Origin of the sequence: Agrobacterium sp. LR_9 (assembly GCF_041954855.1) — a bacterium.
Classification (GTDB): Bacteria; Pseudomonadota; Alphaproteobacteria; order Rhizobiales; family Rhizobiaceae; genus Agrobacterium; species Agrobacterium leguminum.
Window position 1 is genome coordinate 1 of sequence record NZ_JAVAYA010000001.1, and the last position, 12,401, is coordinate 12,401.

Consider the following 12,401-nt stretch of genomic DNA (forward strand, 5'->3'; position numbering starts at 1 on the left):
GCCTGTCCCGAGGATCCAAACACCTATCGTTAAATCAATCGGTTGCAGATGCTCGGGACAGGCCCGAGCATGACGGAGGAGAGGTTTTCACACGTCGCCAGCAACCGCTACTTCAGCTTCGTCTTCAGCGTGGCGTCTGGAAAACACGTTGGGGCCAAGCCGTTTTTAGCCTGCCAATCGCCGAGTGAGCGACGCGTCTTGAAACCGGCCAGCCCGTCCGCCTTGCCGACATCGTAGCCCTTGGCCACGAGCGCCTTCTGCATGGCGAGAACATCGGAGCGCAGCATCGACCCGACATTGCCCCATTCACCCTTGAACGGGCCCGCCCCATGGGCGATGCGGTCGGCGAGATTGCCAATGAAGAGCGCGTAGAGATCGGAATTATTATATTCCTTGATGACGTAGAAATTGGGCGTCACCACAAATTCCGGCCCGTGCCGCCCGGCCGGCACCAGCATCATGCCATCGGCGGATAGGTCATTGGCCGGGAAAGCTTTTCCGGAAATGCGGGTAATGCCCATCTTCGCCCAGTCGGCCACCGGCCGGGCAAGATCAGGGCCTTCCTGCGCGCAGGAGACGTTGGCCGGGATCGCAACTTCGAAACCCCAGTCGCGATTGCGCTGCCAGCCGCGCTGGGAAAGATAGTTCGCTATGGATGCCAGCGCATCCGGCACGGAGTTCCAGATATCGCGATGGCCGTCGCCGTCGAAATCCACGGCATATTTGAGATAGCTCGACGGCATGAATTGCGGCTGGCCGAGCGCGCCGGCCCAGGAGCCCATCATGCGCGAGGCTGCGATATCGCCGCTTTCTACGATCTTCAGCGCATCGATCAGCTCGGTGCGAAACATCTCCTTGCGGGTCGACATATAGGCTTTCGTGGCCAGAACATCGACCACGGAATGCGGCAGTTTTGCCCGGCCGAAGCCGGATTCGCGGCCCCAGATCGCAACGACGATATCACCGGGAACGCCGTATTTCGCCTCGATCCTGCGCAGCGTCGCCGCATGGGTGGCTGCAAGCGAACGGCCGGTGCCGGCCAGCCCCTGCAGCCGCTTTTCGGAGAAGTAGGCGCCGGGCGAGGAAAATTCCGCCTGACTCTGGCTCTGTTCCTTCGGCGGCTTCTGCCCGGGAATGACGAGATCGGGCAGGTTCCAGCTGATGGAGAGACCGCTGAGCGTGGCCTCAAGTGTTTTCTGCGATATGCCGGCCTTGCGGGCTTCCGGCCAGATTTCCTTTTTCAGCCAGACGTTAAATTCGGCGTCGTATCGGGCTGCGGCTGCACCTGTCGGTGCCGATTGCGCCAAGGCCGTCGTTGCTGAAAAAACGGAAAGAAGTGCAGCCAGTGCCTTCGGGGCAAAATGGTTTCGCATTCGGTCTCCTCTTTGAATAACGGGGAGGGAGGGTGGCTTCAGATCGTCGTGCGCGCCCGAAGCGCCGCCGTCAATGTGCCTTCGTCGAGATAATCGAGCTCACCACCCACCGGCACGCCATGCGCAAGCCGGGTGATCTTGATGTCGAGACCGGAAAGGCGGTCGGTGATGTAGTGGGCGGTTGCCTGCCCCTCCACCGTCGCATTGACGGCGATGATAAGCTCGCGGATACCGCCGGCGCTGACACGGTCGATCAGGCCCTTGATATTCAAATCCTCCGGCCCGACGCCGTCGAGCGGCGACAGCGTGCCGCCCAGCACGTGATAGGCGGTGTTCATCGCACCCGTCCGCTCCAGCGCCCAAAGATCCGACACGTCTTCCACCACGATGATGACCGACTGGTCGCGCCGGTCGTCAGTGCAGACGGTGCAGGGATCGATCGTATCGACATTGCCGCAGCAGGAGCAGATCTTCACCTTGTCATAGGCCTCGCCCATGGCATGACCCAGCGGCCCGAGAAGCTGTTCCTTCTTCTTGATCAGATGCAACGCCGCCCGCCGCGCCGAACGGGGCCCAAGCCCCGGCACTTTTGCCAGAAGCTGGATCAGTTTTTCGATTTCGGGACCGGTGACTCGTTTTGCCATGAGCGCTTTCTACTGCATAAATCGGGAAACGGGAATCATGAAGCGCAAAGGGCAGTCCATGAAAATCAGGGCGGTATGCCGGGGCGAGGCAAAAAGCCTGCCGGGAAAGACGGCGAAGACCGGAATCTTCAAACATGCCGTGCAGGGCCCGGTCATGGTGGATGCCGAAGGTATCGTCAGCGACGCCGTCTGCAATCGCAAACATCACGGCGGTCCGGATCAGGCGATTTACGCTATGGGGTCCGTCGATCTCGATTTCTGGTCACGCACGCTGGGTTTTGTCGTCGAACCCGGATTTTTCGGCGAAAACCTCGTGCTGGAGGGGGTGGACAGCGCGAAACTCCATGTCGGCGACAGGTTCTCGGCCAGCGAAGTCGTGCTGGAGGTAACCGCCGCCCGCATTCCCTGCGCCACCCTGTCGGCCCGCATCGGCGATCCGGACTTCGCACCGCGCTTCCGGCAGGCGGGCCAGCCGGGTTTTTATTGCCGGGTGCTGAAAGGTGGAATGCTCGCCGCCGGGGAGGATATCGCCTTCGCACCCTATCAGGGAACGAAACTGGCCATACCGACTGTTCTCCAGCGCTTCCGCCCCATGCAGCTCGATATGACTGAACGCGCAGCCTATCTCGAAACGCCGCTTGCAACCCGGTTCCGCGCGATGCTGGAAGCCTAGACCCTTTCCAGACGCGAGGACGGCGTGCATCACGCCATCCTCTTCGATCGGATTATATCAGAACGGGAATTTCATGCCGGGCGGCAGCGGCAGACCGGCGGTCAGGCCGGCCATCTTTTCCTGCGCCTGCGCTTCGCCCTTTTCCTTGGCGTCCTTGTGAGCAGCCACGATCAGGTCTTCGAGGATTTCCACCTCGTCTTCCTTGAACAGCGAAGGATCGATTTTCAGGCCGCGCATTTCGCCCTTGCCGTTGAGAATGACGGTCACGAGACCGCCGCCAGCCCTGCCTTCGACTTCAAGGGCAGCGATTTCTTCCTGCACCTTCTCCATCTTGGACTGCATTTCCTTGACCTTGCCCATCATGCCCATGATGTCACGCATGTGCCAATCTCCTGTTCTTTTTGTTTAAAACTCGATGTCGTCGCCGGGAAGGATGTCGCCTTCGCTCGATTCGGCAACCGATGGCGGCGCGATTTCTTCCGCCTCATCCTGTGCGGCGGCGCGGATGCGCACATCGGTGATCTTTGCGCCGGGAAACTGCGCCAGAATGGCGGCAACGTCAGGATCCTGACGCGCATCGACAAGACGGGCATCCCGGGCGTTGCCTTCGGCCTCGACAAGGGTCGGCTCGCCCTGTTCCTTGCTGAGGCTGATGATCCAGTGGATACCGGTCCATTCCTTGAGCTTGACGCCGAGTTCGCCGGGAAGCGATCCGGGCGCGCCTTCGCCGAGGCGCATATCAAGCCGGCCGGGCTCCAGCCGCACCAGCCGCACAAAGTTGCGCACCTTCGCCCGCATGACGGGATCGCGGTTCTTCTGGCACAGATCGGCAATATCCTGCACCGAAGTAACGGGAACCTTCGGCTCCGGCCGTTCTTCGGTTTTCGGTGCCGCGACCTGCATCTCCTGCGGGCGGCTATCCGGAACGGCGCGCAGCACGGCGGAGGTCTGCGGCGTCGCCTGGCGCTGGGCGGGAAGATCGACAGGTCTTCCCGCGGCCACGGCCTGTCCCGACGAATAGGCGCGCGCACCGCCGCCATTGCCGCCACCCGAAGGTCCGCCATTGGCGTAACCGCCGTCACCGTTCGAAAGCTCCGCCAAGCGCCGGGCAGCGTCTTCCGGAGCCGGCAGATTGGCGGCGTGCGAAAGCCGGATCAGCACCATTTCGGCCGCACCCGCCGGGCGCGAGGCGTTTTCCGTTTCCGGAATGCCCTTCAGCAACATCTGCCAGATGCGCGACAGCGCCGTTACCGCAATCGTCTCGGCAAATTCCGCACCCCGCACGCGCTCGATCTCGGAAAGCGAGGGATCTTCCGCCGCGTCAGGCACATATTTCATGCGGGTGACGAGATGGGTGAAATCGGCAAGATCGTTCAATACGACAACGGGGTTTGCACCCGCCTCATATTGCCCGTTGAATTCCGAAAGGGCGGCTGCGACATCGCCTTTGACGACATGCTGGAAGAGATCGACGATACGTGCACGGTCGGCAAGGCCGAGCATGCCCCGCACCGCTTCGGCTTCCACGCGCCCGCCGCCATGGGCAATGGCCTGATCGAGCAGGGAAAGGCCGTCACGCGCGGAACCTTCGGCAGCGCGGGCGATCATCGAAAGCGCCTGCGGGTCGGCCTCGAAACCTTCCTTGCCGGCAATGGCGGTGAACAGGCCGACCAGATCGGCGGCGCTGATGCGACGCAGATCGAAGCGCTGGCACCGCGACAGAACGGTGATAGGAACCTTGCGGATTTCGGTGGTTGCGAAGATGAATTTCACATGCTCCGGCGGCTCTTCCAAGGTCTTCAGAAGACCGTTGAAAGCCTGCGTCGAGAGCATGTGCACTTCGTCGATGATATAGACCTTGTAGCGCGCCGAAACCGGGCGGTAACGCACCTGTTCGATGATCTCGCGAATATCGTCGATACCGGTATGGGAGGCGGCGTCCATCTCGATCACGTCGACATGCCGGCCTTCCATGATCGCCTGGCAATGTTCACCGGGAATGCGCAGGTCGATGGTCGGCTTGTCGATGGTGTCGGTCTTGTAGTTCAGCGCGCGGGCGAGAATGCGGGCCGTGGTCGTCTTGCCCACGCCGCGAACGCCGGTCAGCATATAGGCCTGCGCGATACGCCCCGTCTCGAAGGCATTGGTCAGCGTGCGGACCATCGGCTCCTGGCCGACCATCAGATCGGAAAAATCCTTGGGGCGATATTTGCGCGCCAGTACCCGGTAGCCGGTCCCGACCTGGGATTCGCTTGATGTGGTGGGTACGGTGTCGCTCATTGCCTCGCCAGTTTGTTTTGCCAGTTGTCTTGGGGCGCTGAACTGGCCCGGCGAAAGCTGAGCACGTCTTTTAAAAAAGGTGGGAGGCTGGCACGGCGACCCGTGCCGGGCTCGTTAGGGCTGCTTCCTTCCGGACCTGACCCGGTTGGCGAGTGGCTCGTCCACCACCAACCTCCCGGGGCCACATATCGGCAATATCGAAAGCAAATGCAAGCCAAGCCTTCAAAAAACTGCTATCACAATGAAAACAAACATGGAGGACACCTTGGAGACATTCCGGCTGGACGACAGACTGGCGCGCGACAGCGTGCTTGTGACGCGTTTGGGACTATGTGAACTGCGTTTGCAAAACGACAACCGCTGGCCCTGGCTGGTGCTGGTGCCGCAGCGAGACGGTGTCAGTGAACTATTCGATCTCACCCCGCTTGATCAGGCCGTGCTGACATTCGAGACCAATCTCGTCGCGTCTGCCTTGAAAGAAATCACCGGAGCCACCAAGATCAATGTCGGTGCTTTGGGCAATATCGTCCGGCAGCTTCATGTCCATATAATCGCCCGCAATGAAGGCGACACCTGCTGGCCGGGTCCTATCTGGGGTCACGGAACGCCTGTGCCCTATGCCGCGGGCGAAAAGGAAACTTTGATGAAAAAAATCTCCGGCGCGCTCTGATGATTTCCACGAAAATTTTTGAAACCACTGCCCCCCATCCCGAAGCAAGCCTGCTGACAGCCTTTTCCAAGAACGCCCTCGACCGTTTCGCTGAAAAGCGGACGGAAGAGTGCGTTGCCGATGCGCTGAAAGTAGACGGCACCCATATTTTTGCCTTTTCGGGCAACCGACTTGTCCTGAAGCATGACGAACAGGTCATCGACCCCCTGTTTTCCGCCTATGAGCTGGCCGAATTGCAGCCGGATTTCGACAATGCCGTGCTTCTCGGATATCGCGAAACCGGCGAGCCGAGAATTGCGGTGCCGGTTGCTGTTGCCGAAGACCAACTGGCGAGCCACTACAAGCTTGCCGACGCCCGCACGCTTTATCGCGACCATCTTCTCGATGAGGAATTGCTGAGCGAGGTTGCCCAGGCCGTCAGCCTTACCCACTGGAACGCCGACAATCGGTTTTGTGGAAAGTGCGGCGGCACCATGGAGCCGCGTATCGGCGGCTACAAGCGTATCTGCGCCGCCTGCAATCACACCATTTTTCCCCGCACCGATCCCGTCGTCATCATGATGACGATCGATATCGAGCGTGATCTTTGCCTGCTTGGTCGTGGCGCTCATTTTGCACCGGGCATGTATTCGTGCCTTGCCGGTTTTGTGGAGCCGGGGGAAACCATCGAGCAGGCCGTACGCCGCGAAACGCATGAGGAATCCGGCGTCGAAATCGGCCGCGTGCGTTACCACGCGTCGCAGCCATGGCCGATGCCGCATACGCTGATGATCGGCTGTTATGCCGAGGCACTGTCTTTCGATATTGCCCGCGATGAGATCGAACTGGAGGATTGCCGCTGGTTCACACGGGCGGAAGTCGCCAAGATGCTGGAGACGGCGACGGGTGAGGGCTTTTCCGCGCCTCCCGGTGGCGCCATCGCGCACCGGCTGATGCGCGATTGGGTGGAATGGGAGAAATAATCGCGTTAGGCAGGCTCAACCCTGGTTGAGCTTGCCGCGCATCGCATGGCCCTTGTAGACGCCGAGAATGCGAACTTTTTCGGAGAAGAAGCGCAGCTCGTCCAGCGCATGCCGCACCGGCTCGTCATCGGGATGGCCTTCAATATCGGCATAAAACTGCGTCGCCACGAATTTGCCGCCAAGCTGGTAGCTTTCGAGCTTCGTCATGTTGATGCCGTTCGTCGCAAAGCCGCCCATGGCCTTGTAGAGCGCGGCCGGAATGTTACGGACGTTGAAGACAAAGGTGGTGACGACAATTTCGTCGCTCGACTGACGCTTGGCCCAGTTTTCATCGCGGGAAAGCACCACGAAACGCGTGACGTTGTTTTCCGAATCCTCGACGTTTTCAGCGAGAATATCGAGGCCGTAGAGATTGGCGGCAAGGCGCGGCGCAAGTGCCGCCATGCTGCGGTCGCCCTTTTCGGACACCAGTCTTGCGGATCCCGCCGTATCGCCGGCGATGACGGGCTTCCAGCCGTTCGAACGGATGATTTTCCGGCACTGGCCAAGCGCGTGAATGTGGCTGTGGACGGTGCGGATCTCGTCCTTCTTCACGCCCGGCATCACCATCAACTGGAAGCGGATCGGCATGAAATATTCGCCGATGATGTGCAGGCGCGATTCCGGCAGCAGGTGATGAATATCCGCAACGCGGCCGGCCAGCGTGTTCTCGATCGGGATCATGCCGAGATCGGCTTCGCCGTTTTCAATGGCGTTGAAGGCATCCTCGAATGTCGGGCACGGCAAAGGCTCCATATCCGGGAACATGTCGCGGCAGGCCATATCGGAATTCGCGCCGAATTCGCCCTGGAAGGCAATGCGATTTGTGCTCAAGGTCATGGGACTGTCCGTTAGAGGGTTCTGCTTGCGAGAATTTTGCGGGCTTTTTCCAGATCGTGCGGCGTGTCCACGCCGAGCGGTACGGAACTGACGATTTCGGCGTCGATGCGCATCCCCGCTTCCAGCGCGCGCAGCTGTTCCAGCCGCTCGCGTTTTTCCAGCGGCGAGGGCGGCAGGCTCACGAATGTCTCGAGTGCTGCGCGGCGATAGGTATAAAGTCCGATGTGATGATAAAGCGGGCCATCGCCATAAGGGGCGGTGGTGCGGGTAAAATAAAGCGCGCGCAATCGCGATTCGGAAAGTGGGCTGCCCACCACTTTCACCACGTTCGGATTGGTTTTTTCTTCCTCGTCGGTGATTTCGACCGTCAGTGTCGCAATATCGACGGCGGCATTTTCCAGCGGACGCAGCGAAGCGCGGATCGTCTCCGCTTCGATGGTCGGAAGATCGCCTTGGACATTGATGACATATTCCGCCTTGCCATAGGGATCGGCTTTCTGCAGCGCTTCGAAAATGCGGTCCGAGCCGGATTGATGGTCGTCGCGGGTCATCATCACGTCGAAACCGGCATTTTTGACGGCCGAAAACACCTGTTCGTCATCAACGGCCACAACGATTCGCTCTGCGCCGGCCTCGCGTGCGCGCAGCGCCACCTGCACGATCATCGGCTTGCCGCCGATGTCGGCGAGCGGCTTGCCCGGCAGGCGCGTGGATGCCATCCGCGCCGGTATGAGGACGACAGCTTTCTCGAAATCCCGATTCTTCATCCGACACCCTTCAAATCCCGCCCGAAAAGTGTCAAAACGTCACGGTGTGGGGAGCATTATTCAAGTTGCGCAGGCTGTGCAAAAGCCATAGCTTTCGAGCAATTTCAAGATGCCCGTTATATCAAGCGGATGCGAGGGAGCGCATATAGATGAATTCTTATGTAAATATGGGCGTTGGGGCGTTGCTTGGCACGGTTTTCGTCCTGATGTCGGTGTCGATTGCGTCTGAGGGCATTTTCCATGCGCCTGCGCCCGAAAAGGAAGGTTACGCCATTGCTGCGGCAGAGGGTGGCGGCGAAGCAGCCGGCGGAGAAACCGCTGCCGCGGCGACGCCGATTGCGCAATTGCTTGCGAGCGCCGATGCCGCCAAGGGCGAGACGGTCTTCAAGAAGTGTACGAGCTGTCATACCGGAGAGAGTGGTGGTGCAAACAAGGTCGGCCCCAATCTCTTCGATATCGTCAACCGGCCGATCGCCAGCCATGAAGGTTTCAGCTACTCCGCAGGGATGAAGGATTTCTCCAAGGGCGGTTCCGTGCATTGGGATTACGATCATCTCAGCTTCTTCCTCGAAGCTCCCAAGAAACACGTTCCCGGCACGGCCATGGGCTTTGCGGGCGTGAAGAAGGAGACGGAACGCGCCGATCTCATCGCTTATCTGCGGACGCTGTCGGCAAACCCGGCACCGCTTCCGGACCCCGCTGCGGCTCCCGCGCCGACAAACTGATCGTTAAGATGGTTTCATGAAAAAAGCCCGGCATCGCTGCCGGGCTTTTTATTTTTGCAGCAGCCGATTGCGGCTGCGGCAATGGCGCCTGAAAAATCAGAACCCCTTGCCGCCGCGCAACTCGGAAATCACCGTTCCGACCATGATCTTGATATCCAGCCAGAGCGAAAAATTGTCGACGTAATAAAGATCGGAGACGATTCGGGCGCGCGCCTTGTCGCTGCGATCCGTCGGGCCACGCAATCCCCGCATCTGGGCAAGGCCGGTAATGCCCGGCCGCACCCGGTGCCGCATATGGTAGTGCGGCACCAGCTCCTCATAAAGACGGCCGGCCGCCAGCATGCCGATGGCATGGCAGCGGGGCCCGACCAGCGACATATCGCCTTTCAGCACGTTCAGAAGCTGCGGTAGTTCGTCGATATTCGTGCGGCGAAGAACCGCGCCGATCCGGGTTATTCTGGGGTCGTTCTTCACCGTTTGCGCCACGCCGGTGGCATCGCAAAGATCGGTCCTCATGGAGCGGAATTTATAGACACGGATTTTCCGCCCGTTCATGCCCCAGCGGACCTGCGAAAACAGGACCGGTCCCTTGCTGTCGAGTTTGACCATCACTGCCACGGTGAGCAGCACCGGTGCGAGTGCGACAAGGGCGATGGACGCCCCTGCAATGTCAATCGTTCTTTTGAGCGCGAACTGGCCGCGCAGGAATGCGGAGACGGTTTTTTCCGAAGAGGAAGGTTGCGTTTCCGGCGATTCGAAAGTTGTGGCTGCGGAATAGGAGGCACCGTAAAAAACGGCATGCGATGAGCCTTTAGTACCCAGCATAATATAAAGCCCTGAAAAGTTTTTTTGATAGAAGAAAATTAATTTATATGAACGATTAATAATTCATTTACCGTAAAAAGTCATCCGAAATGTAACCGCTCCGGTGCAAATGGCAATCTACGGTTAATGCGACTGCACGCGGTTGTTGCAGTGCCGACACCCTCTCCGCCCGTGGCTGCGGAGAAGGCCGGTCCCATGGAACCAAAACCTGCAAAATCGGGAATTTTCGTGCCGCGCTGGCGAAACGCCAGCGGCCCTGAGACAAGCGCCTTTCGGCCACTCTAAGCCGTCAGTTTCCCATCAGAATATCGAGCAGGGTCGTCTGCTTCGGTCCGGATGGCGCCTGACGGCCGATATCGGCGGGCGGTACAGGCCCGTTGCCGGCTGAATAGCCGGGTTCGATATCGCGCGAAGGGATATTTGCCGGCGGCATCGGTGCAACGGGCTGATTCGGATTCGGCGCAACCGGGGCTTCGGGATAGGCGCGCGTATCCACCGTTCCGCCGCCGAGCGCATTGGAAATGATATCGCCGATGGAGGAGGGCGCGCTTTCCGGTGCCGGCTGCTGCATTTCCCCAAGCGGCGGCACGCCGCCTGCGCCAAGCCCGAAGAGCGGTGAGGGCGAAAGCCCTGAATGGGCGGCGGTCATGAAATCTTTCCAGGCCTTTGCGGGAAGCCCGCCACCGGTGACCTTTTTCATCGATGTGCCGTCGTCATTGCCGAACCAGACGCCGGTAGTCAGGTTGCTTGTGTAGCCGACAAAAAGGGCGTCGCGGAACGATTGCGTCGTGCCGGATTTTCCTGCCGCCTGCCAGCCCTGTAGCCGTGCCGCCTTGCCGGTGCCTTCGGTAATGACGCGCGACAGCATGCTGTTCATGGTCGCGGCGATCTCTTCGCTCAGGACGCGCGGCGGGTTGTCGTATTTGTTTTCGTAAAGCACCTTGCCATCCGCATCGGTGATGCGTTTGACGATATGCGGCGTCGCCTTGTAGCCGCCATTCATGAAGGGGGCGTAGGAGGCGGTCAGCTCCATCAGCGACACTTCCGAGGTGCCGAGCGCGATGGAGGCATTGTTCTGCAGCTCGGATTCGATGCCCATGCGATGCGCCACCTGGGTCACACGATCCGGACCCACTTCCATCACCAGCTGCGCGGCAATGGTGTTCAGCGAATTGGCGAGCGCGGTGGCGAGCGTCACTTCGCCTCGATATTTCTTCTCGTAATTTTCCGGGGTCCAGTTGCCGATACGAACAGGCGCGTCGTTACGAACGGTATAGGGCGTGAGCCCGGATTCGAGTGCTGCGACGTAAACGAAGGGCTTGAATGCGGAGCCGGGTTGCCGTTTTGCCTTGGCGGCGCGGTTGAACTGGCTTTCGGCATAATCCGCCCCGCCCACCACGGCCCGGATCGCGCCCGTGCCATCGATGGAAACCAGCGCCGCCTGCGAAGCGCCCTGCTTCTTTCCGTCACCCTGCAGCACTTGGGTCAGCGCCTTTTCGGCGTCACGCTCGAGATTGGGGTCGATGGTCGTGTCGACGACAATGTCCTGCTTGACCTCGCCAACGAGGTTGCGCACTTCTTCCAGCACCATATCGGCGGCGTAGTGTTCGGCGCCAGACCAGAAACGTTTCGCCTTGGTCGGCGGCTGCGACATGGCGGTCTTGATTTCATCGTCGGTGATGAAGCCGACATCGCGCATGGATTGCAGCACGACCTGCGCCCGTTCTTCCGCCGCCTGCGGATCGCGCGCAGGCGAGAGGCGCGAGGGCGCTTTAAGAAGTCCGGCCAGCATCGCCGCCTCGCCCAGATTGACGTCGCGCGCGGATTTGTTGAAGTAGCGCCGCGAGGCCGCCTCGACACCATAGGCATTGGAGCCGAAATAGACGCGATTGAGATACATCGCGAGAATCTGGTCCTTGGTGAACTCATGCTCCAGCCAGAAGGACAACAGCACTTCCTGAACCTTGCGTTCGAGCGTGCGATCCGGCGAGAGGAACAGGTTTTTCGCGAGCTGCTGCGTCAGCGTCGAGCCGCCCTGCACGGTTCGCCCCGTCAGAACATTCGTGACGATGGCGCGTCCGAGACCGAGCGGGTCGACCCCGAAATGCGAATAAAACCGCCGGTCCTCAATGGCCATGACGGCCTGCGGAATATAGGGCGACATATCTTCCAGCGCGAGCGCCTCGCCGCCGGTGGTGCCGCGATTGGCCAGCACGCTGCCATTCACCGAAACGATCTTCACATTCGGCGGGCGTTCGGGAATGGACCAGCTGCTGGCGCTCGGCATGCGCGCGCCGTAATAGAGAACGAGACCTGCAACACCGATGCCGCCCCAGATGCCGAGTACGATGCACCAATAGACGAGGGAGCGAATGAAGCCCGTCACGCCGCGGCCGGAGCTGCGGGTGCGCTTTTCTTTTTTCCTGGATTTGGTGCGGCCGGATGTTCGCTTCGGTTTTCCGGCTTGCTGCTTTGTGGTTCCGCTGATGCGCTCACTGGCGTCGAGGCGCAGGTCATCACCGGACTCGTGGAAATCCCCGAAGGAGGGTTCTACCCGTTCGCGTGATTTACCCTTGCCTGCCATCCAGCCGAAGTCGCTCCTA

The 12,401-nt window shown here is 60.2% G+C and carries 12 protein-coding genes and 1 other RNA gene; 4 read left to right on the forward strand and 9 right to left on the reverse strand.

The window, feature by feature from the left end; all coding sequences use genetic code 11:
* Positions 1 to 107: 107 nt before the first annotated feature.
* Both RAC79_RS00005 and recR read right to left on the reverse strand, forming a co-directional pair.
* Positions 108 to 1,373 (reverse strand): lytic murein transglycosylase, encoded by a 1,266-nt coding sequence (locus RAC79_RS00005; RefSeq protein WP_142844234.1) that lies wholly within the window; start codon positions 1,371 to 1,373, stop codon positions 108 to 110.
* A 38-nt stretch (positions 1,374 to 1,411) separates the two neighbouring features.
* A complete protein-coding gene (gene recR, locus RAC79_RS00010; protein WP_003524309.1) occupies positions 1,412 to 2,017 on the reverse strand; it encodes a recombination mediator RecR in 606 nt (201 codons plus the stop codon).
* 37 nt (positions 2,018 to 2,054) lie between these two features.
* On the opposite strand from recR, the gene RAC79_RS00015 reads away from it, so the two are divergent.
* Positions 2,055 to 2,690 carry an MOSC domain-containing protein gene (locus RAC79_RS00015; protein WP_161987739.1) on the forward strand — a complete coding sequence of 212 codons (636 nt, stop codon included), beginning with the start codon at positions 2,055 to 2,057 and terminating at the stop codon, positions 2,688 to 2,690.
* 57 nt (positions 2,691 to 2,747) lie between these two features.
* Here RAC79_RS00015 and RAC79_RS00020 read toward each other — a convergent pair whose 3' ends face one another.
* From RAC79_RS00020 to ffs, 3 genes are all read right to left on the reverse strand, one after another.
* Complete coding sequence (locus RAC79_RS00020) at positions 2,748 to 3,071, reverse strand: YbaB/EbfC family nucleoid-associated protein (RefSeq protein WP_003507179.1); 324 nt, start codon at positions 3,069 to 3,071, stop codon at positions 2,748 to 2,750.
* A 24-nt stretch (positions 3,072 to 3,095) separates the two neighbouring features.
* Positions 3,096 to 4,970, reverse strand: a complete 1,875-nt coding sequence (locus RAC79_RS00025) for a DNA polymerase III subunit gamma/tau (RefSeq protein ID WP_078051463.1) — start codon at positions 4,968 to 4,970, stop codon at positions 3,096 to 3,098.
* 79 nt (positions 4,971 to 5,049) lie between these two features.
* Positions 5,050 to 5,146: signal recognition particle sRNA small type (ffs, locus tag RAC79_RS00030), an RNA gene on the reverse strand.
* 65 nt (positions 5,147 to 5,211) lie between these two features.
* Here ffs and RAC79_RS00035 point away from each other — a divergent pair.
* Together RAC79_RS00035 and nudC are read left to right on the forward strand one after the other, a co-directional pair.
* Complete coding sequence (locus RAC79_RS00035; protein WP_003524313.1) at positions 5,212 to 5,640, forward strand: HIT domain-containing protein; 429 nt, start codon at positions 5,212 to 5,214, stop codon at positions 5,638 to 5,640.
* Positions 5,640 to 6,602 (forward strand): NAD(+) diphosphatase, encoded by a 963-nt coding sequence (nudC, locus tag RAC79_RS00040; RefSeq protein WP_078051462.1) that lies wholly within the window; start codon positions 5,640 to 5,642, stop codon positions 6,600 to 6,602. Before RAC79_RS00035 ends, nudC begins: the two co-directional genes overlap by 1 nt.
* Before the next feature lie 15 nt (positions 6,603 to 6,617).
* Here nudC and RAC79_RS00045 read toward each other — a convergent pair whose 3' ends face one another.
* Both RAC79_RS00045 and RAC79_RS00050 read right to left on the reverse strand, forming a co-directional pair.
* Positions 6,618 to 7,481 (reverse strand): prephenate dehydratase, encoded by an 864-nt coding sequence (locus tag RAC79_RS00045; protein ID WP_003524315.1) that lies wholly within the window; start codon positions 7,479 to 7,481, stop codon positions 6,618 to 6,620.
* 11 nt (positions 7,482 to 7,492) lie between these two features.
* Positions 7,493 to 8,248: a 3-deoxy-manno-octulosonate cytidylyltransferase gene (locus tag RAC79_RS00050; protein WP_059758939.1), complete on the reverse strand. Its 756-nt coding sequence runs from the start codon at positions 8,246 to 8,248 to the stop codon at positions 7,493 to 7,495.
* Positions 8,249 to 8,397: 149 nt separating this feature from the next.
* On the opposite strand from RAC79_RS00050, the gene RAC79_RS00055 reads away from it, so the two are divergent.
* Complete coding sequence (locus tag RAC79_RS00055) at positions 8,398 to 8,973, forward strand: cytochrome c family protein (RefSeq protein ID WP_065654785.1); 576 nt, start codon at positions 8,398 to 8,400, stop codon at positions 8,971 to 8,973.
* 96 nt (positions 8,974 to 9,069) lie between these two features.
* On the opposite strand, the gene RAC79_RS00060 is transcribed toward RAC79_RS00055, so the two are convergent.
* Complete coding sequence (locus RAC79_RS00060; RefSeq protein WP_003524319.1) at positions 9,070 to 9,798, reverse strand: sugar transferase; 729 nt, start codon at positions 9,796 to 9,798, stop codon at positions 9,070 to 9,072.
* Between the two features lie 289 nt (positions 9,799 to 10,087).
* Positions 10,088 to 12,382: a transglycosylase domain-containing protein gene (locus tag RAC79_RS00065; protein ID WP_142844233.1), complete on the reverse strand. Its 2,295-nt coding sequence runs from the start codon at positions 12,380 to 12,382 to the stop codon at positions 10,088 to 10,090.
* Between the last annotated feature and the right edge of the window lie 19 nt (positions 12,383 to 12,401).